Raw genomic sequence first — 25,124 nt, 5'->3', positions numbered from 1 at the left:
GTTCCTTGAATCTACTGCTTAGTGACGCTGACGTCGCTGGTTAGAGTGACCGCTATTACCGCGACTATTTTTGCGGTTACCGCCACGGCTGTTATTACCTTTGGTGCGATGGATTCGCGTTGCCTTGGGTAAATCACGCATTAGCGCCTCGGTATCATATTGGCTTACCGGCACTGGGTGCTTAATGTACTCCTCAATGGCTGGTAAATTAAATACGTATTCTTCACAAGCAAGACTAATGGCATGGCCACTTGCGCCGGCGCGACCTGTTCGGCCAATACGGTGCACGTAATCTTCGGCATCGTCGGGTAAGTCATAGTTGAAAACATGGGTTACCGACGGAATGTGCAAGCCACGGGCTGCAACATCGGTAGCGACTAATACGTCAAGTTTACCTTCGGTGAACTGTTCAAGTATTTGCACTCGCTTACGCTGCGGTATATCACCGGTTAGCAAACCAACGCGATGTTTGTCGGCACTTAGGTGGCCCCAAATATCTTCACAACGGTGTTTAGTATTAGCAAAAATTATGGCGCGTTCTGGCCACTCTTCTTCTATTAGAGTTTGCAACAAGGCCATTTTGTCGTCGTTAGACGGGTAAAACAGTTCTTCTTGAATGCGAGCGCCGGTCATTTGTTCGGGCTCTACAATAACGTGTTCCGGTTCGTTCATATGCTCAAACGCTAATTCTTTTACCTTAAAAGAAAGCGTGGCAGAGAACAGCATGTTTAAACGCGCTTTTGGTTCTGGCATGCGACGCATTAAATAACGAATGTCTTTAATGAAGCCAAGGTCGAACATGCGATCAGCTTCATCTAATACCATGGCTTGCACGGCATTTAAGCTAAATGCACCTTGTTTGAAGTAGTCGATCATTCGCCCGGTTGTACCGATAAGAATGTCTACACCTTCATCTAAAGTGGCACGCTGACTGGCATAACCTTCACCGCCATAGACCAAACCCAACTTGAGGCCCGTTGCTTTAGCAAGTAAGCGGGCATCGTTATGGATTTGAATAGCTAATTCGCGAGTTGGTGCGAGAATAATCGCACGCGGTTGATTTTGTTGGCGCGTTTCGGGCACTGCTGTGGTTAGCAAATGATTAAACGTAGCAACTAAAAAGGCTAGAGTTTTCCCCGTACCGGTCTGAGCTTGGCCCGCAATATCTTTACCAGTGGTTAAGATTGGGAGGCTTTGCGCTTGGATTGGGGTGCAATTGTGATAGCCGTGCTGCTCTAAGGCGGTTAATACCTTATCTTGCAGTCCTAACTCGGCAAATCGGAGTTCTGTTAAATGTGTTTTGCTCATTGCGTAAGCATATCACAGCTAAGTGGCACTACCAGCACCCATTCTTGGTAAATGTGTTGAGTTGTTTGCGGCTGTGATCTAAGCGCTGAGAATTTGCAGTTAATTCCCATGGATGAATCCGCTGTAGGCCCTAGTTACTTGCAATTATATCGGTCTATTGCCTTTCTTTATTTACTCGCGAGATTTTGTGAGCAAAACCAAATTGGGGTGATTCGCTAGCACTTATGTTAATTGGTAGTAGCTTAGATTCCCTTGGAATGAGCTTAGGCTTGCATTCATTGGTCGGATCATTTCAAATAGTCATGAAATTATCGAGACAGATAACATAGAATTTTGGAGTATTAAATGAGCGATAAATTAGTTCAGCTGAGCGATGACAGCTTCGAGGCAGACGTACTAAACTCAAGCACACCAGTACTAGTTGATTTCTGGGCTGAATGGTGTGGACCTTGTAAAATGATTGCACCTATCCTTGACGAAGTTGCTGACGAATACGACGGCAAAGTAGTGGTAGGTAAGCTAAACATCGACCAAAATGCTGGTACACCGCCAAAGTTTGGTATTCGCGGAATTCCAACGTTACTGCTGTTTAAAGACGGTAAAGTAGCTGCTACCAAGGTTGGTGCACTATCAAAAGCCCAACTAACAGCGTTTTTAGACGAAAACCTGTAGTAACAATGTGAGCAGGTCGACATTCGTTGCCTGCTTTTGCTGGATCTTTCCCCACATTAGTGCTAATTTTATTTTCGAATTTTTCCTACGCCCGTAATAAAGGCTACCTCTTGGCCGACTAAACAGTCGAGTAAGCTTCTCTACTATACCTAACTCATGCTGCCGTCAGCCTATTTCGATAAAAATTGAAAACTCACCATTATGAATTTAACTGAGCTAAAAAATACCCCCGTCCATGAACTGATTACGCTAGGCGAGTCAATGGGCTTAGAAAATCTAGCCCGCTTACGCAAGCAAGACATTATCTTCTCGATCTTAAAGGCTCACGCGAAAAGCGGCGAAGCGATTTTTGGTCATGGTGTGCTGGAGATTTTGCAAGATGGCTTCGGCTTTTTACGTAGCGCCGACAGCTCTTACTTAGCTGGTCCTGACGATATTTATGTTTCTCCAAGTCAAATCCGTCGATTTAACTTGCGTACCGGTGATACGGTAGAAGGTAAGATTCGCCCACCTAAAGAAGGTGAGCGTTATTTTGCTTTGCTTAAAATTGGCATCGTTAACCACGACAAGCCAGAAAACTCGCGTAACAAAATCTTATTCGAAAACTTAACCCCGCTGCACGCTAATGATCGTTTGCGTATGGAGCGCGGTAATGGCGCTACCGAAGACATCACTGCACGTGTATTAGATTTGGCTTCACCTATCGGTAAAGGCCAACGTGGGTTGATTGTTGCTCCGCCAAAAGCCGGTAAAACCATGTTGCTGCAAAACATTGCGCAAAACGTGGCATTTAACCACCCTGAGTGTGAATTGATTGTATTGCTAATTGATGAGCGCCCGGAAGAAGTAACCGAGATGCAGCGGTTGGTTCGCGGTGAAGTGATTGCGTCTACCTTTGACGAGCCTGCTAGCCGTCACGTTCAAGTGGCTGAAATGGTAATTGAAAAAGCCAAGCGTTTAGTTGAGCACAAGAAAGACGTAATTATCTTGCTTGATTCAATTACTCGTTTAGCGCGTGCTTACAACACAGTAATTCCTTCTTCTGGTAAGGTATTAACTGGTGGTGTAGACGCCAATGCATTGCACCGTCCAAAACGTTTCTTTGGTGCGGCTCGTAACGTAGAAGAAGGTGGCAGCTTAACTATTATCGCTACTGCACTTGTAGATACCGGTTCTAAGATGGACGAAGTTATCTACGAAGAGTTTAAAGGTACCGGTAACATGGAACTGCACTTAAGCCGTAAGATCGCAGAAAAACGTGTTTACCCAGCTATCGACATTAACCGCTCTGGCACACGTCGTGAAGAGTTGTTAACTAGCGCTGACGAACTACAAAAAATGTGGATTTTGCGCAAAATTGTTCATCCAATGGATGAAACTGGCGCCATGGAGTTCTTAATTGATAAATTGGCTATGACCAAAACCAATGATGAATTCTTTGACGCGATGAAAGCGCAGAAGAAGTAAGTTAAAACTGGCCGTTAATTCGGCCAGTTTCGTTTTGGATGATGAAACGCTTACTGCTACTTCTTGGGCTATTATTTCACCTGTCTGCTCAAGCGGAGCAGCAAGGTCCTAATCCGCCCTCACAACCACTTTATCAAGATGTGCCGCTAATGATTTTGCAGCGCAGCGTTGATACCTTAATGCAAAATCAGCCCGCTTGGGTGATTGATCTACTGCCTTATTTACGCCCTCATGATCGAGAAGTTTTGCTTTTCGAAAGCTTGCGTTATTTACATCAAAATAATCACATTCCAGACCAAACCTTAAAAAACTGGTTACTAGAGCTGGCTTCCGAGCGACCAACAGTGCGCGAAGCTGCAGTCATTGACGGCTATGAAGTTATTCGTCCTAGCTTTGATTACCCTGCTCTGGCGCGAAGTTTAATTCTTAATAAAGTATCTGCAGAACGCTCACAGCTTTATTTAAGTGAACTGTTGCGTGATGAATTTCAATGGTCATTGATCTTTAGAAAAAACAATCCGTTACTATTGGCGCAACAGTTGGATGTGATGCGGGCTTTTAGGCAATTAACTCCAGAGCAGCTTGAATATGTAAAACTGCATATGCCTGATCGTTTGTATTTTCCAGATAATAACGTGCGAGTTGCTATGGCAATAGGTATTGGCAGTGATGAAGCCTTGGCCGAAGTACTGAGCCTGCCAATGGATCAATATAGTGTTTCGTTGCTTGAGTGGCTCATTCAGCGGCTACCGGCAGAGCGTGCCTATCACTTGCTTCGCGGAGCAGCAGAAAATCCAGAATTGTTGTATTTTTCATACAGTGCTATTGCCCGTTTGGGGCGAGTATATCCTCCCGCTGCCCAGTTTATTTTGGCGCAGTTTAGAGAATCAGAACACCAAGAGTTGGCTGCAATGGTAATGATTGAGATGCAGTCTCAATAACTACACAAGCCAGAAACCAGGTTATTACAATGAAATATAAAGACTTGAGAGATTTCATTGATTTGTTAGAGCAACGTGGAGAGCTCAAACGAATCAGCCTAGAAGTGTCTACCGAACTGGAAATGACCGAGATTTGTGACCGAACTTTAAAAGCCGGCGGTCCAGCATTATTGTTTGAGAATGTTAAAGGCCATTCAATGCCAGTATTGGGTAACTTGTTTGGTACTCCCGAGCGTGTTGCTTTAGGCATGGGTCAAGAGTCAGTGTCTGCCTTGCGTGAAGTAGGCACTTGGTTATCTTATCTAAAAGAGCCTGAGCCGCCTAAAGGGCTAAAAGAGTTATGGGAAAAGCTGCCCATATTTAAGCAAGTGCTTAATATGCCAACTAAAAAGCTACGTTCTGCGCCTTGCCAAGAAATTGTATGGAGTGGTGATGAGGTGGACTTAGACAAGTTGCCGATTCAGCACTGCTGGCCGGGGGATGTTGCGCCGTTGGTTACCTGGGGGTTAACTATTACCCGAGGTCCTTATAAAAAGCGCCAAAATTTAGGTATTTATCGCCAGCAAAAGCTAGCCAAAAATAAGCTTATTATGCGTTGGTTATCACACCGTGGTGGTGCGATTGATTTTCGCGAGTTCCAAGAACTCAATCCAGGCAAACCTTATCCGGTGTCGGTTGCGCTGGGCGCTGATCCCGCCACCATTCTTGGCGCCGTGACACCTGTTCCCGATACCTTATCGGAATATGCCTTTGCCGGTTTACTGCGTGGTGGTAGAACCGAAACCGTTCAATGTATAAGTAATGACTTAGAAGTGCCTGCCAGTGCTGAAATAGTTTTAGAAGGTTATTTAGAGCCCAATGAAACGGCTCCAGAAGGCCCTTATGGTGACCATACTGGCTACTACAATGAAGTTGATGAGTTTCCGGTATTCACTATTACTCATATTACAATGCGTAAAGATCCTATTTACCACAGCACTTATACCGGTCGTCCGCCAGATGAACCGGCTGTGTTGGGCGTTGCCTTGAACGAAGTTTTTGTGCCTATTTTGCAAAAGCAGTTCCCTGAGATTGTAGATTTTTACTTGCCACCAGAAGGCTGTTCTTACCGCATGGCAGTGGTCACTATTAAAAAGCAATACCCGGGGCATGCTAAGCGGGTGATGTTAGGGGTGTGGTCTTTCTTACGGCAGTTTATGTACACCAAGTTTGTCATTGTTTGTGATGATGATATCAACGCCCGTTCTTGGCAGGATGTAATATGGGCTATTACTACCCGAATGGATCCAACACGCGATACTACATTGATCGATCATACACCCATCGATTACTTAGATTTTGCATCACCCGTCTCCGGTTTAGGCTCAAAAATGGGTATGGATGCAACCAATAAATGGCCCGGTGAAACCAATCGGGAGTGGGGCGAAGTAATTGAAATGGCTCCAGAAGTGAAACAGCGTGTAGATAGTATTTGGGATCAATTAGGCATAGACTAATGACCAACAATTATCGAGTAACAATAGCGCAGCAAGTATTTAGTGTTGGGCCTCAGCAAAGTATTCTTGAAGCCGCTTTAGCGCAGGGCATCGATTGGCCACATCGATGCCGTCAAGGTGGTTGCTGCAGTTGCTTAGCCCGGTGTAAATCCGGCGAGATTATTTACCATGGAATGGCGCCAATGCTAAGTGAAGCCGAACAAACCAAAGGTTGGTTTTTAGCTTGCTTAGCCAGTGCAAAATCAGATTTGAATATAAGTTTAGAAGGGTGAAAGTATGAAGCGCATTAGTTGTAAGGTTGCATCGGTCTCGCCGATTTTAGATGATATTTTTAATGTAGAATTACAGCCACAAGAGAGCCAGAGCTTTGTGGCTGGTCAGTACCTGCAAATTGTTATGGCAGAAGATGATAAACGACCATTTTCACTAGCCAGTTCACCCGAGCAAAGCGATGTACTAGAGTTGCATATTGGTGCCCCAGAAGGTAATCCCTATGCTAGGCAGGTAATTGATAAATTAAAGAAAAGTGGTGAAATCGAAGTTGAAATGCCATTTGGAAATGCCGGCTTTGATGAGGCCAGCCAACGGCCAATTCTGATTATGGTGGGCGGTACCGGTTTCTCTTATGCTAAATCCATTATCGAACACCTTGTAGATACCGAACAAGACCGCGAAATTTATTTGTATTGGGGTGGGCGTAATTTAGGGGGCTTGTATTTGCATGAGTTGGCCTACCAATGGGAAGAGTTGGATCAGGTTAAGTTTGTGCCGGTGCTTGAGCAAGCAATGCCGCAGTGGACCGGTAAAAAGGGCTTAGTGCATGAAGCCGTGCTAGAAGATTTCCCCGATATGAGCGGATTAGAAGTATACATTGCTGGACGGTTTGAAATGGCTGATATAGCCAGAACTGCGTTTACTAAGCAGGGCTTGCCGATTGAACAATTACATGGCGATGCTTACGAATTTATTTAAGCGTTCTATTTGAATAAAAAAGGCGAGCTAAGCTCGCCTTTTTTGTTTTCAGTTTTTGGTGTTTTAAATAGCCAGTGCCTGACGGTAGTAATGAATTGCCTGTTCGGGTTCATCTAGTTGGCGGTGTACCTCGGCTAAACCTTGATAACATTCTGCACTTGGCGCTAGCTTCATGCTTTCTTCAAACAGCGCTTTTGCTTCTTCCCACTGTTGTTGTTGCAGGTGTAATTGAGCAATCAAACGCAGTAAAGCAGCATTTTCTGGGTGTTTACGGCGTAAGCTAGATAACTGCTGAAGCAAGGGATGCACGTCGTTCAGGTGTAATTCTGCTGCAACCTCTAATAACTCACTATCAAGATTTCGATTGATGAGATCACCGAGCAATTGATAAGCCGCTGCATTATCGCCAGCACTAATTAGAGCCCGGCAAGCTGCAGCAGCAATGGCCATCTGTTTCTTTTGTTTACGGGGCATGCCATTCCAGTGTTGGGCTACGGCATCAGAGCCTTGGCTATTGGCAAGTTCCAAAAACAAGCTTTTGTAGGCGCTAGACAACTGAGTTTGATAATGGTCGTTGTCAATTAGGCCTGCTTTAAGGGCCAGCGGCAGTAAGTCGATATAGCGCTGCCAAAGGCTAAGCTCAGGAAGAATAGTGAGTAACATACGCTTAACTGCATCTTGCTTGAGGTTCTCATGAGGCAGCTGCTCAATGCTGCTTAATGCTGCGCTGTAGTTTTGTTGCTTAAGTTGTAGGCGAGCTTGAGTGATTAATACTGCGGCATCGTTATTGGTGATGCGGGTTGCTTGCTCTAGGTACTTATCTCGTTTTTTATCTTGGCCTTGCTCTTGCGCCGCTTCTGCTGCGGTTAAATAGTTTAGTGCAGGTGCGTCGCTTAAATTGGCTGCTTTACTCACCAGTTTTTCGGCACTTTGATAGTCGCCGCGCATCATGGCCAGCATACCTTGCTGGGTATGGCTGTTAGCTTTTTGCTTACGACGGTGACCCCACCAAGCGCCGCTGCGGGAGAAACTTAACCACAGCCAACGAGCTAGCCATAGGCTGAGTAACAATACACAAAAGCAAATAAAGCTAAGGAATAATGCACTGGTGACCGACATTTCAATGGTGTAATTATCAAAGGCAATCAGCACGTAGCCTTTATTGCCCGCTAGTTGCGGGCCTAGCGCTAAACCCAGCGCTAGACAGACTAAAAGAACAATGATTTTAACCATTACTCAGCTCCTTCTAAGGAAGGCAATAAGCGTTGTTGGCGCTCTTTAATCGCTTGTTCGGCGGCGCCTAGGCTGCTTAGTTGTTCAGGCAGTTTATCGACAATTTCTAGTTGTTGTAGTTGCTTTAAGTCTTCAATCATCGCTTGAGCTTGGGAGTTTTGAATGAAAAATTCACTCACCCATTGTTCGGCGCGTTGTAATTTGGCTTTAAATAGTTCGCCTTGCGAGCGGAACAATGCCTGCTCGGCTTGTTGTAACTGAAGTTTCAGGTTTTCTTTTAAATACCAGGCGTGCTGTGGCTCAATAAGTGCCTCTACTTGGCCATCGCGGCGGCGCACCGTAATAAAATTTTCGCTAAACTTACGCCAGCTTTTGGCTAGATTGTCTTGCCAGTCGGCGCTGTCAGCACTTAGTTGATTGTCTTGGGCTGCTACCGCTTCTGGCAGTTCAATTTCCGCCAGTTGTAGGCTTTCTGCTTGCTGCAATATGCCTTCTAAGCGAAATGCGATGCCTTCTTTATCTACCAATGGAATGCTTTTTAGCAATTGTACGTCGGTATTAATCGCGCGCCGCAATGGTAACAAGTGTGGGTCGTCGGCATTGTTTATGCTGTTGTCGGCCTCGGTAAGCAGGGCAATAGCAGTAACCGGATCTTGCTCTAGCCACAGTTTATAAGCCGCTAGTTGCAACAAATAGTTGGCTTCGTTGAGTCGCCAATGGTTAGCATCTTTAATATTCAGTAAGGCTAGTTGGCGTTCTATGGTTTTGCGGTTTTGCTCGGTGAGTTCTAGCTGAGCTTGCAAAGCGGCCATGGCTTGATTTTGCCCTGCAACACTTTGCGATAACTCACTGATTTGATTATTGCTACTAGCTTGCGCGCTAATTAGGTTTTGCTCTTTAGCTTGCAAGGTGGTTTTTAAAAGTTGTAGCTGAGTATCTGCGTGCTCCCTAAATTGGTGTCCATGCCAATATAAACCTACCGCAATAGATAGGCTGAGAATAATGGCAACAATGGCCAATATTTTTGCTAGTTTGTCGCCTTTGGCGGGAGCTGATGGAGTGTTGCTAGGGGGAGGCGTAGCGGCAGCGCTGCTGGTTGGTTGTTCTTTTGCACTGCTAGAATCGCTAATGTCGGTAGCCTTTGTTTGACTATCTGATTGTTTATTTTTGGTCATTTTCATTCCTTGCAGATGACTGCATTCGCGCTAACGCGTCGATGCAAGCCTTATCTGATGCGCCGTCGCACAATACTGTATGCATAAAACCTAAGCTGTTTGCGTATTCAAGCAAACGTTGGCTGGGTACCAATAGTTTGGTATTTTTTAGCCACCTTAGTTGCTTAGGTTCACTCATAAGGGTAGTAAGGTGTTTCAAAATTTCACCACTTGTCGCCACAATAGTGTTGATCTGTGACCGCCATTGATCAAGTTGTTGCGTTGAATAGTGCAGCAATTGGCGTTGATAACAGGTGAGATAGTTAACTTGAATGGCTTGTTTTTGGAGCTGTTCTGCGAGCCATTCTCGGCCTTGTTGGCCACGCAGAATATGCGCTTGCTTAATACCTTGCAGTTGATTGTTGATTAGCTCCAGCATGCCCTCGCTATCTTGGCGCGCAGGGACCATGGCCTTCACTCCATATTGTTGCCAACATTCGGCGGTGGCTTTGCCTACCGCTAAATATTGGCAGTTTTGTGGCCAACTAAGGGCGTGTTCTGCAAGATAAGTCTGGCAAGCTTCAACGGCATATTGGCTAACAGCAATGATTAAGTGTTGCTGGTTAACGGTTTTAACTAATGCAGGTAAATCACCGATTTGCTCACTGGCGGTTATCTTAACCATGGGCGCAGCAATGGCTTGATAGCCATTGGCGTGTAACATGCTTATGCAACGTTGATTATGCGGCTCGGGCCGCGTTACAAGTACCTGCACCGCTACCTCTTATTGTTGTTGGTAAACCGCCTTAAGGATCGGTTCTGCCCCCGCATCTAACAGCTGTTCAGCAAGTTGCAAACCAAGCTGTTCCGCTTGCTGGCTGCTGCCAGTAATGTGTTTTTCTATCACTGTAGAGCCGTCAAGGGCACCCACTAGGCCGCGGACAAACAATTGATCATCTTTAAGCTCTGCGTAGCAGCCAATAGGTACTTGGCAGCCGCCCTCTAAACGGCGGTTCATCGCCCGTTCAGCAGTCACTCGAGCTGCTGTTGCTGAGTGATTCAAAGGGGCAAGCAATGCAAGTAAGGCTTGGTCGTCGCTACGACACTCTATGCCTACAGCCCCTTGGCCCCCTGCAGGTAAAATTTGCTCAGGTTCGATATAGGCTTTAATGCGGTCTTGCATCTCTAGGCGCAACAAACCTGCGCTGGCTAAGATGATTGCGTCATACTCACCGACATCTAGTTTGGCTAATCGGGTATTAACATTGCCACGTAAGTCCTTGATTTGAATATCTGGACGTTGCGCCTTAAGTTGGCATTGACGGCGTAAGCTAGAAGTACCCACAACCGCACCTTCAGGTAAGTCTGCTAGGTTTTGGTAATTGTTGCTTACAAAGGCATCACGTGGATCTTCGCGCTGGCAAATGCAGTGCAACCCTAAGCCTTCAGGAAATTCCATTGGCACATCCTTCATCGAATGCACTGCAATATCGGCCAAGCCTTCCAACATTGCTACTTCAAGTTCTTTTATGAATAGCCCCTTACCACCAATTTTGGCCAGAGGGGTGTCGAGTATTTTGTCGCCTTTGGTGCTCATTGGCAGAAGTTCTACTTCAATGTTTGGGTGGTGACGCTCTAACTCAGCTTTCACAAAATAGGCTTGCCACATGGCTAATGGACTTTTGCGCGTGGCAATTCTGACTTTATTCACAAACACTTACCTCTATTATTTATCCGGAGATAGTATCACCAGTTAGTTTATAGCCCAAGTAAGCATTACTGGCTTAAAAATAGCCAAAAGTTTGTTTTAGCTTAGGTATTTGTGAGGGTAACTTGCTTAAAATATACCCACTAAAAGTGTGCGTATCTGTTTACCACTATTATACTAACTGTTAAGATGATCACACTTTAGTGATGTCTAAATTACATTAAATACAAACGCGATAAAGCTAGGTAACTTAAACTTGCGAGATACGATTGCCACTCTGTTAGAGAAGGCTAACCAAACTAATCAACACCGAAAGCAGCTAGCATTGCAAACAATGCCAGCCGCTGTACAGCAGGTATTTGAACTGCTGCCTTCGATGTTGCATTACTCGCACCCTTGTATCCCTGGCTTTATTGAAGGCGACGTGCCTAGCGGCGTATGTCAATTTGCGCCAAGTGCTCGCCATGGCATTTATTTGCAGCAGCACTTTTTATGCAGTCCCGAAGAGCCTGAGCAATGTGAAATTCTCGGTTTGTATTCTATGGGCAGTACTGCCACAGTAGGCCAAACCGAATCTAGCGATTTAGATATTTGGGTATGTCATAACACCGACCTAGCACCAGAGCGTGTGGCGCTGCTGGCAGAAAAGTGTGAGCAAATCTCTTCTTGGGCTGCCCATCAGGGCGTAGAGCTTAACTTCTTTATGGTGCAAGAGAACCAGTTTAAAACCGGTTCAATTAGCGAATTGTCTAAAGACAATTGTGGTAGTGCCCAGCACCTTCTGTTACTTGATGAGTTTTATCGCACCGCTCTACCACTAGCGGGTAAGCAGCTGGTATGGTTTGCAGTACCCAGTGATTTAGAACAAAGCTACGACAGCTTTGTGCAGCAGCAATTTGAGCTAGGTGTATTTAATCATGAGCAATGGCTGGATTTAGGCGGCTTAGATACCATTCCTGCCGAAGAGTATTTTGGTTCAGGTTTGTGGCAGCTATATAAGGGCATTGATTCGCCGTATAAAGCGGTGCTTAAAACCATGTTGATGGAAGCCTATTCCGCCGACTATCCAAAGCCTAGCCTACTAGCGGTAGAAGCTAAGCGTTTGATGCAACAGGGCAAAGAGTTTGGCTTAGAGCAAGACGCTTACTATTTAATGCTTAACAAGGTGACCCAATACCTTGAGTCCATTGAAGATTATGCCCGTCTTGATTTAGTGCGCCGTTGTTTCTATTTAAAAAACTGTGAATGTAGCCCGCTGCCTAGTGATCTGTTAGATGTTCGTTCGCTAACTTGGCAACAGCGCTTCATGGCTAAACTGGTTAAACAGTGGGAATGGCCACAACAAAAAATTGAGCATTTGAATTTGCGCCGAGCTTGGAAGGTGCAAGATGTGCGGTTAGCCCACAGCGAGTTGCTAGACGCGCTGATGCTTAGCTACCGTAACCTAATTCGCTTCGCTCGCCGTAACGACATTAGTGAGTCAATTAACCCGGAAGACATCGGCATTTTGTCGCGTAAGCTCTACGCTGCCTTTGAAAGCCTGCCGGGCAAAGTCACCTTAATTAATCCGCAAATTTCTCCCGATTTATCGGAAGCTAACCTTAGCTTTATTCATGTGGGCAAAGGCCGCAGCTGCGCCGAAGGCTGGTATTTGTATAAGCAGCCGTTAACGGGCTTGGAGATTGTCGGCCAGCCTCCGTTAGAGCATGCCACCTACATTTCTAAGTTATTAGCGTGGAGTTATTTCAATCAGCTTAAAACTGACCAAACTCAGCTGAGCTTGCATACTCATCCGGGCGATTTAAATTTAGATACGCTTAATCAATTTGCCGAAGATTTACGCCGAGCCTTTCCAGTAAACGTAGATGCAGCCAGTAACTTAGCTTTAACTCGGCCTTGTGAAATTCGCCATCTTGGGGTGTTCATCAACCTTGAAAAAGACCCTACCGCCAACTGGGGCGGCAAGGTGATTGAGTTTGATGCTATTTCTACCGATGTATTTAGTTTTGGCCGAGATTCCGATTGCCTAGTGGGGTCGGTAGATTTGGTCTATCGCAATACTTGGAACGAAATCAGAACACTACATTTCTCGGGTGATAGTGCGGTGGTAGATGCGCTAACAACCATATTGGGCAAGATGCACCGCGACGCAAATATCCCCGAGCATATTGATGTATTTTGTTACAGCGAAAACTTGCCTGAGCAAATTGGGGCTAACTTTAAGCAACTATTGGTCGAGAGCATTAAAAGCCGTTTGCAGCCTTTGGATAAACGGATTGTTAAAACCATTGTATTGGGTAACGAAAAATACGGTTTGTTTATTGAAGACCGTGGCGTATCGGTGAAAAAACTAGAGAATGGCGTAGAGTTTTACCGTCAGCTTTCAAACAACAAATTGCAACGTTTGCCCTTGCAGTTAAACGCTGGCAATACCAAAAAAGTGCCTAATGTTGTAGAAGCGCATGCCAGTGAAGGTTTGGTTCAGTACTTCTTTGAAAACCTCACGACTGGCTTCAATATTTACATTGTAGATGAGCATAATCGCATCGAAATGTATCAAGATTTTGAAGGCAGTAAAGAAGAGTTGGTGCAGGGCATTAACCGTTTTTACACCTCTTCTCGCGAGCAATACGGTACCCGTCATGAAGTGGTGAATTTCAATTTGCCGCAGTTTTACGACATTGTTGCTGTAGATGGTCAGTGGCAGGTTGAGTCTTACCGCAGCAGTTAAAAGTTTTACTTCCTCCTTTTTATATCAAGCTTAATACTAACTTGCCGCTACCCTTAAACATAACAATCTTGCTGTCGTCTATGGCTAGTGGCAAGTTGATCTTATTGCTGTAGCATTTGTTACTAGAAGCTCAGTTCTTCACCGCTTTGCTTGGTGATTGACTCAACCAACAGGCTCCAAAACTCGTTACCGCTTCTATTACATATCCATTGCTGTTCGGCTTCATGCCACTCAAAGTGGTAGCCGCCAAACTTAGTGGCTAACCAAAGCTGATGCAAAGGCTCTTGTTTGTTAATCACCATTTTACTGCGGTTTTCAAACTCGAGTGTTAGCACGCCACCATTGATGTCACACTCAATATCGAAGTCGTCACTGTCCATGGTTTGCTCGATACGTTCAAAGGCATCATCTACTAGCTGGTGATATTGGCTATCATTCATCACAATCATCCTGTCCTATTGCTTTTCTTGCTTCGAATGCGGATTATAGAGGGCATTCAAAAAAGAATCATGGCTTAATCATGAACAAACAAGCAATTGCCGTTATTTTGCTAAGCATCGGCCTAAGTGGGTGTGGTCAAAAAGGACCTTTAGTCCACCCGCCAGCCGAGCCAGAGAGCGCTCCCGAGCAAGTAACGCCAAGCGAGTAAGCAACGCAACACAATTAAGGACAGATCATTGGATTTTTTTAGTTATCAAAACGAGCACTTACATGCAGAACAATGCTCGGTAGCTGATTTAGCAAGTACTTATGGTACGCCTCTATACGTATATTCTCGCGCCACTATTGAGCGTCATTGGAAGGCTTTTGATAAAGCGGCGGGCGAACGTCCACATTTGATCTGTTATGCAGTAAAAGCCAACTCTAATCTTGCAGTATTGAACATTATGGCTCGCATGGGTTCGGGTTTTGATATTGTCTCTGGCGGCGAATTAGCCCGAGTGATTGAAGCTGGTGGTGATCCAAGTAAAGTTGTGTTTTCTGGTGTGGCAAAAACCGAAGCCGAAATCGCTGATGCACTAAATCATGGGATTCACTGTTTCAACGTTGAGTCTGAACCAGAGTTAGACCGTATTAGTCGCGTGGCCCAAAGCCTTGGCAAACAAGCACCTATTTCTTTGCGTATTAATCCAGATATCGACGCGGGTACTCACCCTTATATTTCTACTGGCCTTAAAGAAAACAAATTTGGCATCGCCATTGAGCGTGCTCTTGAAGCCTACGCTTATGCAGCCAGTTTACCGGGCTTGAAGTTAGTTGGTGTAGATTGTCATATTGGCTCTCAGCTAACTGAGATTTCTCCTTTTGTAGAAGCCATTGATAAGTTGCTAGCTCTCATCGATCAATTAGCCGAACAAGGTATTGTGATTGAGCACCTAGACGTAGGTGGTGGCTTAGGCGTTAATTACGATGATGAAGTACCGCCAGAGCCTGCCGATTACGCCAGTGCTTTAGCCGAGCGTTTAGGCGATCGTAAACTCAAGCTATTGTTTGAGCCTGGCCGTGCAATCATGGCCAATGCTGGCATCTTGGTCTCTAAAGTTGAGTTCTTAAAAATGTCGGAGAGTAAAAACTTCGCCATTGTTGATGCGGCAATGAATGACTTATTGCGCCCTGCCTTATACAGCGCTTGGCAGCGAATTGTCCCCGTTATTAACAAGCCAGAACTGGCTATGGCCAGCTACGATGTGGTGGGACCTGTGTGTGAAACTGGCGACTTTTTAGGTAAAGATCGCGAATTAGCCATTGAGCCTAATGATTACATTGCAGTGCGCTCTGCTGGAGCCTATGGCTTCACCATGAGTTCTAATTACAACTCGCGCTGTCGCGCCGCCGAAGTAATGGTCGATGGCGACAAAGCTCACCTAGTACGCGAGCGTGAAGTTTTAGCATCACTTTGGGCCGGCGAAACGCTGCTGCCCGAAGGATAAGCCAATGCTAGTAAACTTTACTAAAATGCACGGTTTGGGAAATGACTTTGTGGTTATCGACAATGTCACTCAAAACGTGTTTTTTAACCAAGAAGTGATTAGCCGTTTGGCTGATCGCAACTTTGGTATTGGTTTCGACCAGTTTTTGGTGGTTGAGCCGCCTTACGATCCAGAATTAGATTTTCACTACCGTATTTTTAACGCTGATGGCAGTGAAGTGGAGCAATGTGGCAATGGTGCACGTTGCTTTGCCCGTTTTGTTGTAAATAAAGGGCTAACCAATAAACGCAGTATTGGCGTAAGTACTAAGTCTGGCAAAATCGTTTTGCATGTTGAGAACGACGGTCAGGTGACGGTGAATATGGGTGTGCCGGAATTTGAGCCAAGCAAAATTCCGTTTAAGGCTAAAAAAGCCGAGAAAACCTATATTTTGCGTGACCAAGAACAAACAGTATTTGCCGGGGCTGTTTCAATGGGCAACCCTCATTGTGTCTTGGAAGTCGACGACATCAGCCAAGCGCCACTAGAAACCTTGGGAATGCGCTTAGAAAAGCACGAGCGTTTTCCACAAAAGGTGAATGTGGGTTTTAGCCAAATTGTCGACGACAGAAATATTAAGTTGCGCGTTTTTGAACGTGGTGTTGGTGAAACCCTCGCCTGTGGCACTGGCGCGTGTGCCGCCATGGTGGTGGGGCGCCAACAAGGTAAGTTGGCAGAGACAGTAAATGTAGACTTGCCCGGTGGGCGTTTACGTATTCAATGGGCTGGAGAAGGTAAACCGGTGAAAATGACCGGACCAGCAACAATGGTTTTTGATGGCCAGGTACATATATGAGTGAGTTTGATCTATCTCAGCCCCTGCTGATTGATGAAAGTTTGGTTGTCGAGTTTCTGCTCGACAATCCCGACTTTTTTGCGCGTCATCCAAGCCTTATCAAGCAACTGCGTTTACCGCATAAAGAAAAGGGTGCGGTTTCCTTGGTTGAGCTGCAAGTTCAGCGATTGCGTGACAAGGTGCTGAGCTTAGAACAAGAAATCACTGATCTAATGAGTGTGGCCAGCCTCAATGAGCGAATTTACCATGTTTATGTAGATTTACTGCCAGACTTAATGGCTTGCGATTCGTTTGCTGAATTACAGCATCGCCTAAGCCGAGCCTTAGTGGATGACCTTGGTGTGGAACGTGTATCACTGCGCTTAAGCCACCAGTTCAACTTAGATGATCTTTCGCCGGAATATGGCTTAGAGAAAGAGCAGATTGAGCGAGTAAGAGTGACACGTTTAAGTCAGCAGCCACATTACTTTGGCCGTATGACAAAAGGTGAACTGGAGTTGCTATTTGATAACACCGACGACATTGCATCGGTAGCGCTAATGCCTTTGGGCAATAACGCAGAGCTGGGCTTTTTTGTGGCCGCCAGCCGTGATGCCGACCATTATGTAGCAGGCATGGACAGTTTATTGCTTACTCAGCTTTGTCAGGTTATCAGCAGTTTGTTATTACGATTAGTTCCGCTTCAGTCAGAGCAGTAAAATCTGATGATGCAGGATGATATAGAACGCTTCCTTCACTATTTAGAAGTGGAGCGTCGTTACAGCCCTGCCACTATAAGTTCCTACCAACGAAGTTTATTACAACAGAGTAAGCTGTTAGAAAATCTGGGCTGTAGCTCATGGCCTCAGGTGACCAGCGCCAACGTGCGTAGTGTATTACTTAAGCTTAAAACCAGTGGTTTATCGGCACGCTCCATGGCTAATAAACTGTCGGCATTACGCAGTTTCTTTAATTATTTACTTCAGCAACAAAAAGTGAGCCTTAATCCGGTCGCCGGCGTTTCTGCACCTAAGCAAAATAAACCTTTACCCAAGAACCTTGATGTTGATTCACTTAACCAATTGCTATCAATGCAGGGAGATGATTTAGTCGCTAGCCGAGATTTGGCGATGATGGAATTGTTTTACGCCAGCGGTATGCGTTTAGCCGAGTTAGTAAGCCTAAACGTACAGGATATCGATTTTAAGCAGCGGCAGGTTATTGTTACTGGTAAAGGCAATAAACAGCGTTGGGTGCCTTTTGGCAGCAAAGCGGAGCAGGCCCTCAAACACTGGCTTAAACAACGCCGACTATTGGTGATGGATGAAGAAGAGCCGGCGCTATTTGTGAGCGTAAGGCAGCAGCGTATTAGTCATCGTACCGTGCAAAAACGTTTGCAGCATTGGGCGCAACAAATGCAGTTATCTAGTACCTTGCATCCACATAAATTACGTCATTCTTTTGCGACTCACTTATTAGAAAGCAGTGGCGATTTGCGGGTGGTTCAAGAGTTATTGGGTCATGCCAACCTTGCCACCACCCAAGTGTATACCCATCTTGATTTTACCCATCTAGCTACCAGTTACGACGCTGCCCATCCTAGAGCAAAGCGTAAACCTTAAATGAGTGATAGCATGATTTTTTATCGAAGTTGGTCACCAGTACAGGCTTTGTCTTTTGATTTAGACGATACCCTTTATGACAACTGGCCTTACATTAAGCGAGCCGAGCAATGGTTGACTGACTATCTCAAAGAGCAGGTACACGCTACTGCGCATCTTACGCATAGTCAGTGGCAAGCTTACAAGCGAAAAGTTATTAAGCGAGATCCGCGTTTAAAAGGGGATGTAAGTGCTTGCCGTGTTGCTTGGTTACACCTCGCTTTTACCGAACATGGCATGGCAGACAGTGAGGCTAGCCAGCTCGCTCAAAAGATTTTCCAACAGTTTTTAGCGGTGCGCAGTGATTTTGAGGTACCTGCAGAGAGTCTTGCTTTGTTGCAAGCCTTGGCGCAGCGTTACCGCTTAGTCGCCATAACTAACGGTAATGTTGATATTGCCAACATCGGCTTAGGCGGTTTGTTTGAATTAGAGCTCAAAGCTGGCGGCCCATTTAAAGCTAAACCTGCAGCTGATATGTACCAATATGCCTGTCAGCAATTACAGCTTGCACCACAACAAATCGCTCACGTTGGCGATCACTGCATTACCGATGTAGCAGGTGCTACCAAAGCAGGCTACCGTTCAATTTGGTTGAATCAAAACAGCCAACAAACACGAAAACTACAAGCGCTTCCCGATATTGAAATAAGCCAACTGGCACAACTGCAACACCTGTTATAATATACAGGTGTTTTTACCCCTCAAGAGAATTCCATGGATATTTCCGAGCTGTTAGACGGCCTTAATGAAAAGCAGCGTGAAGCCGTTGCTGCGGCGCCAAGCAATATGTTACTGCTGGCGGGTGCCGGTAGTGGCAAAACGCGAGTATTAGTGCACCGCATCGCGTGGTTAATGCAGGTCGAGAATGTCTCGCCGCTATCGATTTTGTCGGTAACCTTTACCAATAAAGCGGCGGCTGAAATGCGCTCGCGAGTAGAGAAGTTAGTTGGGAGCCGCTTTCAAGGTATGTGGATGGGCACCTTCCACTCTTTAGCACACCGCTTATTGCGTGCGCATTATCGCGATGCCGGTTTACCCGAAGATTTTCAGATTATTGATTCCGACGATCAATACCGCCTGCTACGCCGTTTAATTAAAGCCATGAACTTGGATGAAAAGCAGTGGCCAGCCAAGCAAGTGCAATGGTATATCAATGCGCGCAAAGACGAGGGGCAGCGCGCCGAACATGTAGATTACAGTAATAATCCGATTGAGCGGCAGCAACTAGAAATTTACAAAGCCTATCAGCAAGCCTGTGACCGCTCCGGTTTGGTGGACTTTGCCGAGCTATTACTACGCGCTCACGAGTTGTGGTTAAAGCAGCCACATATTTTGCAGCACTACCAACAGCGCTTTCGCCATATCTTGGTGGACGAGTTTCAAGACACCAACACTATTCAATATGCCTGGTTACGGATGTTGGTTACCGAGCATAATAACATCACCATCGTGGGTGATGATGACCAGTCTATTTATGGTTGGCGTGGTGCAAAAATCGAAAATATTCAAAGCTTTGAATTAGATGTGCCAAAGGTGAATACCATTCGCCTAGAGCAAAACTATCGAAGCAGTGCCAATATTCTTAAAGCCTCTAACCAGCTAATTGAAAATAACCAAGGGCGGATGGGCAAGAGCCTGTGGACCGATGACAAAGAAGGCGAGTTAATCTCGATTTATACCGCCTTTAATGACATTGATGAAGCACGCTTTGTGGTAGCGCGTATTCAACAGCGAGTAGAACAACACGGCGCAAGTTTGGCAGATTGTGCCATTTTGTATCGTAATAATGCCCAGTCGCGGGTATTGGAAGAAGCCTTGATGCAAGAGCGTTTGGCCTATCGAATTTATGGCGGTTTACGCTTCTTCGAGCGCCAAGAAATTAAAGATGCGCTCGCCTACCTTAGATTAATTAGTAACCCCCATGATGACGCGTCCTTTGAGCGAGTGGTAAATACCCCAACCCGTGGCATTGGCCAACGTACTATTGAGCTGCTGCGCCAAGCTGCGCGAGAGCAACAGCTTAGCTTGTGGCAGGCAGTAGACTATTGTTTGCAACACAATGCCTTGTCTGGCCGAGCAGCCAATGCGGTGAAGCAGTTTGTTGAGTTGCTAGGGCAATTAAAACTACAAACTCAAGAAATGGCCTTAGGTGAGCAATGCGATTACGTGATTAAAGGCTCTGGCTTGTTGGCGATGTATCAAGCCGAGAAAGGTGAAAAGGCGCAAGCTCGAGTAGAAAACTTAGACGAACTGGTTACCGCTACTCAGCAATTTACCCAAATGGAAGAAGACCAAGATCTTTCTCCCTTAGTGGCCTTTTTATCTCATGCCGCCTTAGAAGCAGGCGACAATCAAGCTGAAGCCGATGAAGCAGCGGTGCAGCTAATGACCTTGCACAGCGCTAAAGGTTTGGAATTCCCTGTGGTGTTTTTGGTAGGCGTTGAAGAAGGCATGTTCCCAAGTCAGCAGTCGGCCGAAGAATCTGGTCGTTTGGAAGAAGAGCGCCGCCTTTGTTATGTAGGCATGACCCGTGCGATGGAAAAGCTTTACCTCTGTCATGCCGAAAGTCGCCGTTTGTGGGGCAAAGAAGTATTTCATCCACCGTCGCGTTTTTTAAGAGAATTACCCAGCGAATGTTTGGACGAAGTACGCTTAAATACAGCGGTAAGCCGACCAGTTCAACAAGGGCGTTTTTCTTCGCAAGTTCAACAAGCTGCCTTTGATGATAGTGGCTTTAGCTTAGGCCAGCGTGTATCGCATCCTAAGTTTGGCGCAGGTATTGTGCTTAACTACGAAGGCTCTGGGCAACAAAGTCGTGTGCAGGTGCAGTTTGAAGAGGCTGGCGCCAAATGGCTGGTATTGGCTTACGCGAGACTAGAAGCCATTTAACTAAGCCTACAATTAATGGTGAACCAAGCAGCCTAACTCGGCTGCTTTTTTTGTTTGCGTTTGTTACCAACAGCGTCCCAAGTAAATACCGCTAAACCCAACCAAATAAAGGCAAAGGTGAGTAGTTTCATTGGCTCAAGCGGCTCACCATAAACGCTGGTGGCCAGCATAAACATCAGTGATGGGCCAATGTATTGAAAAAAGCCAATGGTTGATAAGCGTAAACGGGTGGCTGCGGCTGCAAAACATAACAATGGCAGAGTTGTGACAATGCCTGCGCTAAGCAGTAGCGCATTTAAACCTAACTTGTTGTTAACTAAGTGACTGGTAGAAGAATCGGCAAATATCCACAAATACGCGGCGGCCAATGGTAATAGCCATAGTGTTTCTACAAACAACCCCGGTAAAGCGCCCAAGTTAACTTTTTTGCGTAACAAGCCGTATAAACCAAAACTTACCGCTAGGCTGATTGCAATCCAAGGTAGGGATCCATAGCTAATTACTTGAATTAATACACCAATCAAAGCTAACCCAATGGCAAGCCATTGAGCACGACGAAAACGTTCGTCCAAGAACAGCATGCCCAGTATCACGTTAAATAGTGGATTGATGTAATAGCCTAAACTGGCATCGAGCATACGATCGTTGTTCACTGCCCAAATAAAAATTAACCAATTAATGCCAATTAGTACCGAGGTTAGTGCCAATATTGCTAATTGCTTGGGGTGCTTGATTACGGCGCTCACCGCCGACCACTGTTTACCTACGGCTAGCATCACCGCAACAAAAACGCAGGACCATAGCACCCGATGCGCTAAAATTTCGTATGCAGGTACGGCACTTAAGCTCTTAAAATAAATAGGGGCAAAACCCCACATAATGTACGCGGCGAGAGCAAATATAACGCCGTATTTAGTGGCTTGATTAGGCATAAACAATGAAAAAGGAAGAAAAGTCAGCGTAGTGTAGCAGGCAGGTGGTTAAGCAGCCATATATTAGCAGTCTAAGTTTTGTCAGCTAGCTAGACTGCCGAAGCGGCTTCGCAATATAGCTTGCTCCAAACTTTATGTAGTTGCGGTTCTGCTTGGCACAATGTGTCGATTTTCTGAATGATGGCTTTGCTCTGGCTATTTTGTGCTTCTAGCAACAGATGAAGCAGATGACCTAATACACCATGCACAAAACGCTCATTTAAGGGCTCGTGATAGCTTTGCCAAGCCCGAACACAGCTATAGCCGGGAATGATGTCTTTCGCGTAGCTAGATAAAATGCGCATTGGCCAAGGGCGTTGAATTTCATCTTGAGTATTCAAGCATTCTAGTAAGGGTTGCTGAATATGTAGGTAACGTAATAGGCAGCGATCGCGCTCGTTTAGGCAATCATCATGGATTTGTTCGAAATGCTGTAAGTCTTGCTCTGGTTTTTCAAATATTCCTAGTTGCTTACATTCAACAATGCGGTAGTCGGGGAAGTGGGCAAAATCGCCATAACCTTCTAGCTCGTGTTCTAGCCATTGGTCCAAATCTTCTAGCTGTAAGTCGGCATTAATCTTTTTTACTTCTAGTAACACGCTATTTAAAGTATTGATTAACAAAGAGGAGCTGTAAGTTGTGCTCATTATTTTACTAGCCTGTGCCGCAGTCGATGTCCTAATTCAGTATAGCCCTAACTGAGTGGAAACCATCAACATTGAATTGATATTTCGACAAAAATTCCTTTTTGATGGCAAGTTTGCTGCACTAACCCACTAAGTAAGTACCGGTGCCAAAGGCGATGTGAGTGTCTTCTTGATTGTGCAGTTCCATACGTGCAACGGTAACCTTATTGCCGGAGCGGATTATTTCGGCAGAGGCGTAAAACACTTCACCAATACCTGGACGCAGGTAGTCGATGCGCAGATCAATGGTGCCGGTTTTAGAGATGCGCGCAGACAGCTCTTTACTGGATAGGTTTTCCAAACGTTTTACTGCCGCTGCTGCTGCGGTCATTCCCCCGGCTACATCTAAAATGGTTGCGGTGACGCCACCATGCAAGATGCCATGAATCGGATTACCCACTAGTTTTGGGTCCATGGGTAGTTTTAGTTTTACTCCGGTCGCGCTGTAATCCATGAGCTCGATGCCAAGTAATTGATTAAACGGCATTTGATTGATGAAGGTGTCGGCGATGGCTTGGCGCCACTTTTGTTGTCTTGGGCTGGTCATGCTGTATCCATACAAAATTAAACGCTTGTTTAAATACTGTATAGCGAGAAAAGAATAAAGGCAAACCAAGACAAGCCGCCATAGCTTGATTACAATGTGCGACCGATTAGCCACTCTGTTTTTGGATTTCTAGCCTTAATGCAACGCGCCCAGCAAGTTTTACAAGATGTATTTGGTTTTGCCGAGTTTAGAACTGGGCAGGCTGCGGTGATCGAGCGTTTGTTAGCTGACAAAGATTGCTTAGCGATTATGCCAACGGGTGGCGGAAAATCACTGTGTTACCAGATCCCCGCGTTGGTTAAACCGGGTTTAACCGTAGTAGTGTCGCCGCTTATCTCCTTAATGAAAGACCAAGTAGATAGCCTGCAACACAATGGTGTTAGCGCGGCGTATTTAAACTCAAGTTTAGAGCGTGAGCAGCAGTTTCAAATTTATCGTAGTTTGCAGCAGGGCGATTTAAAACTGTTATATATATCTCCCGAGCGGTTGATTAATGGCGATTTAATTGAACGCTTACAAGCGATGCCCTTGGCAATGTTTGCCATTGATGAAGCGCATTGTATTTCTCAGTGGGGGCACGATTTCCGGCCAGAATATAATGCCCTTGGTTGCTTAAAACAAAACTTTCCTGAGGTGCCTTTAGTGGCCTTAACGGCTACCGCTGACGATACCACCCGCCAAGACATACTGCAGCGGCTTGGATTGCCTGATGCCTTCACTCTAGTATCAAGTTTTGACCGACCGAATATTCGTTACACCCTACAAGAAAAGTATCGCCCGTGGCAGCAGCTTAGCGATTACGTAAAACGCCGTAAGGAAGATAGTGGCATTGTTTATTGCAGTAGCCGAAAACGGGTTGAAGAATTAGCCTTAAAACTTAGTGCAGAAGGTATTCGCTGCGCGGCTTATCATGCTGGTTTACCTATCGAGCAGCGCCAATTAGTGCAAGAGCAATTTCAGCGTGATGAAGTAGAGGTAGTTGTGGCTACCGTTGCTTTTGGTATGGGCATCGACAAACCTAACGTACGTTATGTTTTTCACTATGACATTCCTCGTAACATAGAAGCCTACTATCAAGAAACCGGCCGCGCGGGCCGCGATGGTACCGAAGCCGAAGCGGTGTTTTTGTACGATCCCGCCGATGCCAACTGGGTACGGCGAATGATTGACGAAAACGAGAATGAACAACAGCGCCAAGTTGAGAGTCATAAGTTTAATGCTATTGTTGCCTTTGCCGAGGCGCAAACTTGTCGGCGTCAGGTATTGCTTAACTACTTTGGTGAATACCTCGCCAAGCCCTGCGGTAACTGTGATGTATGCTTAGATCCACCTAAGCAATATGATGGCTTACAAGATGCGCAAAAAGCCTTGTCTTGTGTTTATCGGCTTGGTCAGCGTTTTGGTATTGGTTATGTGATTGAAGTGCTGCGTGGCAGCATGGGACAGCGTATTTTAGAACAGGGCCATGATAAGCTTTCTACTCATGGTATTGGTAAAAGTGCCAGTCACGAGCATTGGATGAGTGTGCTGCGTCAGCTTATTCATTTAGGTTTGTTGCAGCAAAATATTGCGCGTAGCTCGGTACTACAATTGACTGAAGCAGCACGACCATTTTTAAAAGGTGAACAGCCCTTATCACTGGCTGTGCCGCGCTTAAATACCACTAAGCAAAGTAAAAAAGCCACTAGTTACGGTGTTTACGATAAACGATTATTCGCTTTGTTACGTAATTTAAGGAAGCGTTTAGCCGACGAAGAATCGGTGCCGCCGTTTGTGGTATTTAACGACGCCACCTTAATAGAAATGGCCCAGCAGCAGCCACAAACTCAACACGAGATGTTAGCCATAAGTGGCGTTGGTTTGAAGAAGCTAGAACGCTACGGTTATCAGTTTTTAGGTTTAATCGACCAATATCAGGCCAGTTAAGACGCCGCCCTATTTAA

General features: G+C 45.6%; 24 protein-coding genes. 15 read left to right on the top strand and 9 right to left on the bottom strand.

The window, feature by feature from the left end:
- Positions 1–18 precede the first annotated feature (18 nt).
- Positions 19–1,308, bottom strand: a complete 1,290-nt coding sequence (gene rhlB, locus ACYFDN_RS14170; RefSeq protein ID WP_016400084.1) for an ATP-dependent RNA helicase RhlB — start codon at positions 1,306–1,308, stop codon at positions 19–21.
- Between the two features lie 345 nt (positions 1,309–1,653).
- Between rhlB and trxA the strand changes: the two genes are divergently transcribed.
- The 6 genes from trxA to fre all read left to right on the top strand — a co-directional run bounded on the left by trxA (position 1,654) and on the right by fre (position 6,856).
- Entirely contained in the window at positions 1,654–1,980 is a 327-nt protein-coding gene (trxA, locus tag ACYFDN_RS14165) for a thioredoxin TrxA (protein WP_016400082.1), read from the top strand.
- 201 nt (positions 1,981–2,181) lie between these two features.
- On the top strand, positions 2,182–3,447 hold the full coding sequence (gene rho / locus ACYFDN_RS14160) for a transcription termination factor Rho (protein WP_040306731.1): 1,266 nt from the start codon (positions 2,182–2,184) through the stop codon (positions 3,445–3,447).
- Between the two features lie 38 nt (positions 3,448–3,485).
- Positions 3,486–4,388, top strand: a complete 903-nt coding sequence (locus tag ACYFDN_RS14155; RefSeq protein WP_215426321.1) for a hypothetical protein — start codon at positions 3,486–3,488, stop codon at positions 4,386–4,388.
- 29 nt (positions 4,389–4,417) lie between these two features.
- Positions 4,418–5,884, top strand: a complete 1,467-nt coding sequence (gene ubiD, locus ACYFDN_RS14150) for a 4-hydroxy-3-polyprenylbenzoate decarboxylase (RefSeq protein WP_472589536.1) — start codon at positions 4,418–4,420, stop codon at positions 5,882–5,884.
- Positions 5,884–6,156 (top strand): 2Fe-2S iron-sulfur cluster-binding protein, encoded by a 273-nt coding sequence (locus tag ACYFDN_RS14145; RefSeq protein ID WP_483511639.1) that lies wholly within the window; start codon positions 5,884–5,886, stop codon positions 6,154–6,156. Before ubiD ends, ACYFDN_RS14145 begins: the two co-directional genes overlap by 1 nt.
- A 4-nt stretch (positions 6,157–6,160) precedes the next feature.
- Positions 6,161–6,856, top strand: coding sequence for an NAD(P)H-flavin reductase (gene fre / locus ACYFDN_RS14140; protein ID WP_472589534.1), 696 nt, complete (start codon positions 6,161–6,163; stop codon positions 6,854–6,856).
- A gap of 63 nt (positions 6,857–6,919) precedes the next feature.
- On the opposite strand, the gene ACYFDN_RS14135 is transcribed toward fre, so the two are convergent.
- Genes ACYFDN_RS14135 through hemC form a run of 4 tightly spaced genes read right to left on the bottom strand, consistent with a single transcriptional unit; the run spans position 6,920 to position 10,954 of the window.
- On the bottom strand, positions 6,920–8,089 hold the full coding sequence (locus ACYFDN_RS14135; RefSeq protein ID WP_152785403.1) for a heme biosynthesis HemY N-terminal domain-containing protein: 1,170 nt from the start codon (positions 8,087–8,089) through the stop codon (positions 6,920–6,922).
- Positions 8,089–9,264, bottom strand: a complete 1,176-nt coding sequence (locus tag ACYFDN_RS14130; protein ID WP_483511637.1) for a uroporphyrinogen-III C-methyltransferase — start codon at positions 9,262–9,264, stop codon at positions 8,089–8,091. The genes ACYFDN_RS14135 and ACYFDN_RS14130 overlap by 1 nt, the downstream gene beginning before the upstream one ends.
- A complete protein-coding gene (locus ACYFDN_RS14125) occupies positions 9,251–10,018 on the bottom strand; it encodes a uroporphyrinogen-III synthase (protein ID WP_483511636.1) in 768 nt (255 codons plus the stop codon). The genes ACYFDN_RS14130 and ACYFDN_RS14125 overlap by 14 nt, the downstream gene beginning before the upstream one ends.
- A gap of 9 nt (positions 10,019–10,027) precedes the next feature.
- Positions 10,028–10,954 carry a hydroxymethylbilane synthase gene (gene hemC / locus ACYFDN_RS14120; RefSeq protein WP_483511635.1) on the bottom strand — a complete coding sequence of 309 codons (927 nt, stop codon included), beginning with the start codon at positions 10,952–10,954 and terminating at the stop codon, positions 10,028–10,030.
- A 253-nt stretch (positions 10,955–11,207) separates the two neighbouring features.
- Here hemC and ACYFDN_RS14115 point away from each other — a divergent pair, with 253 nt between their 5' ends.
- Complete coding sequence (locus ACYFDN_RS14115; protein WP_338622553.1) at positions 11,208–13,682, top strand: class I adenylate cyclase; 2,475 nt, start codon at positions 11,208–11,210, stop codon at positions 13,680–13,682.
- 122 nt (positions 13,683–13,804) lie between these two features.
- On the opposite strand, the gene cyaY is transcribed toward ACYFDN_RS14115, so the two are convergent.
- Positions 13,805–14,128 carry an iron donor protein CyaY gene (cyaY, locus tag ACYFDN_RS14110; protein ID WP_343212557.1) on the bottom strand — a complete coding sequence of 108 codons (324 nt, stop codon included), beginning with the start codon at positions 14,126–14,128 and terminating at the stop codon, positions 13,805–13,807.
- A 74-nt stretch (positions 14,129–14,202) separates the two neighbouring features.
- Between cyaY and lptM the strand changes: the two genes are divergently transcribed.
- The 7 genes from lptM to uvrD are packed head-to-tail and all read left to right on the top strand — an operon-like array spanning position 14,203 to position 20,977.
- Positions 14,203–14,331 (top strand): LPS translocon maturation chaperone LptM, encoded by a 129-nt coding sequence (gene lptM / locus ACYFDN_RS14105; RefSeq protein ID WP_016400069.1) that lies wholly within the window; start codon positions 14,203–14,205, stop codon positions 14,329–14,331.
- Between the two features lie 28 nt (positions 14,332–14,359).
- Positions 14,360–15,613: a diaminopimelate decarboxylase gene (lysA, locus tag ACYFDN_RS14100; protein WP_152785411.1), complete on the top strand. Its 1,254-nt coding sequence runs from the start codon at positions 14,360–14,362 to the stop codon at positions 15,611–15,613.
- Between the two features lie 4 nt (positions 15,614–15,617).
- The gene (dapF, locus tag ACYFDN_RS14095) at positions 15,618–16,448 is read left to right on the top strand and encodes a diaminopimelate epimerase (RefSeq protein WP_483511633.1); all 831 of its coding nucleotides are present in this window, start codon (positions 15,618–15,620) and stop codon (positions 16,446–16,448) included.
- Positions 16,445–17,146 carry a DUF484 family protein gene (locus ACYFDN_RS14090; protein ID WP_483511632.1) on the top strand — a complete coding sequence of 234 codons (702 nt, stop codon included), beginning with the start codon at positions 16,445–16,447 and terminating at the stop codon, positions 17,144–17,146. Before dapF ends, ACYFDN_RS14090 begins: the two co-directional genes overlap by 4 nt.
- A 6-nt stretch (positions 17,147–17,152) precedes the next feature.
- On the top strand, positions 17,153–18,049 hold the full coding sequence (xerC, locus tag ACYFDN_RS14085) for a tyrosine recombinase XerC (RefSeq protein ID WP_016400065.1): 897 nt from the start codon (positions 17,153–17,155) through the stop codon (positions 18,047–18,049).
- Entirely contained in the window at positions 18,050–18,769 is a 720-nt protein-coding gene (locus ACYFDN_RS14080) for an HAD-IA family hydrolase (RefSeq protein ID WP_483511631.1), read from the top strand.
- A 33-nt stretch (positions 18,770–18,802) separates the two neighbouring features.
- Positions 18,803–20,977: a DNA helicase II gene (gene uvrD / locus ACYFDN_RS14075; RefSeq protein ID WP_483511630.1), complete on the top strand. Its 2,175-nt coding sequence runs from the start codon at positions 18,803–18,805 to the stop codon at positions 20,975–20,977.
- Positions 20,978–21,009: 32 nt separating this feature from the next.
- On the opposite strand, the gene rarD is transcribed toward uvrD, so the two are convergent.
- From rarD to ACYFDN_RS14060, 3 genes are all read right to left on the bottom strand, one after another.
- Positions 21,010–21,909, bottom strand: coding sequence for an EamA family transporter RarD (gene rarD / locus ACYFDN_RS14070; protein WP_483511629.1), 900 nt, complete (start codon positions 21,907–21,909; stop codon positions 21,010–21,012).
- A gap of 89 nt (positions 21,910–21,998) precedes the next feature.
- Entirely contained in the window at positions 21,999–22,595 is a 597-nt protein-coding gene (locus tag ACYFDN_RS14065; protein ID WP_040306726.1) for an AbiTii domain-containing protein, read from the bottom strand.
- 121 nt (positions 22,596–22,716) lie between these two features.
- Complete coding sequence (locus tag ACYFDN_RS14060) at positions 22,717–23,181, bottom strand: thioesterase family protein (RefSeq protein ID WP_483511627.1); 465 nt, start codon at positions 23,179–23,181, stop codon at positions 22,717–22,719.
- A gap of 138 nt (positions 23,182–23,319) precedes the next feature.
- Here ACYFDN_RS14060 and recQ point away from each other — a divergent pair, with 138 nt between their 5' ends.
- Positions 23,320–25,107, top strand: coding sequence for a DNA helicase RecQ (gene recQ, locus ACYFDN_RS14055; RefSeq protein ID WP_483511626.1), 1,788 nt, complete (start codon positions 23,320–23,322; stop codon positions 25,105–25,107).
- Positions 25,108–25,124 lie beyond the last annotated feature (17 nt).

This window comes from Agarivorans sp. D1326 (genome assembly GCF_056958115.1).
This window is presented reverse-complemented; position numbering and strand designations above follow the sequence as displayed.